1 protein-coding gene is annotated in these 782 nt (G+C 67.4%); it reads right to left on the bottom strand.

Going from position 1 to position 782, the window contains the following annotated elements; genetic code table 11:
- Nucleotides 1–782, bottom strand: a 782-nt coding sequence (locus tag ACR65J_RS17920) for an Ig-like domain-containing protein (RefSeq protein WP_440171598.1), incomplete at both ends; no start/stop codon positions are given.

Here is a 782-nt window from a genome sequence, read left to right as displayed (position 1 = left end):
GCTCCCGTTCGTGTCACGGGCAACGAGATCCGGCTCCCCGTCTCCGGTCAGGTCACCCGCCGCGCTAATGGCCGTCATGACGTTCCAGCCATCGCCGACCTTGATGCGCCACCCGAACAGGCCGTTCCCCTGGCCCGGGTAGGTCCACAGGGTGCCGTTCGTGTCACGGGCAACGAGATCCGGCTCCCCGTCTCCGGTCAGGTCCCCTGCGGCGCTGACAGCGGTCATGACGTTCCAGCCGGGCCCCACGTTGATTCGCCAGCCGAAGAGGCCGTTGCCCTGGCCCGGGTAGGTCCACAAGTTCCCGTTGCCGTCCCGGGCCAGCAGGTCGGCCTTGCCGTCACTGGTGAAGTCCCTCGCTCCCCCGGCGGTGGTGAAGGTCCACGTCTTGTCCGAGGCCAGCGGGTTGCCGGCCGTGTCCTTCACGCCACTGGTGCCACCTTTGATGGTTGCCGTGTATGTCGTCCCCGCCGCCAGGTCAGCGTTCGGGTTCAGCGTCGCCACTTTGTTGGTGCTGTCGTAAGTCACGGTGGCCGGGACGGCAGTCGCGCCCGCCGCCAGGGTGAAAGTCGTCGACGTGACAGTGGAGGGGTCTAAGCCCTCGGAGAACGTCGCTGTCACATCGGCAGTAACCTCCACGCCGCTGGCGTCCGCAGCGGGAGACAGGTCCTTCACGGTCGGAGCGGTGGTGTCACCGCTTCCACTGCCGCCGCTGCTGGGACTGTAGTAGTGCCAGTACCGGCTGGTGGCGTTGACATCCGCGAGCACCAGCAGGCCGCTGT

Source organism: Arthrobacter sp. SAFR-044, assembly GCF_059414985.1.
This window is presented reverse-complemented; position numbering and strand designations above follow the sequence as displayed.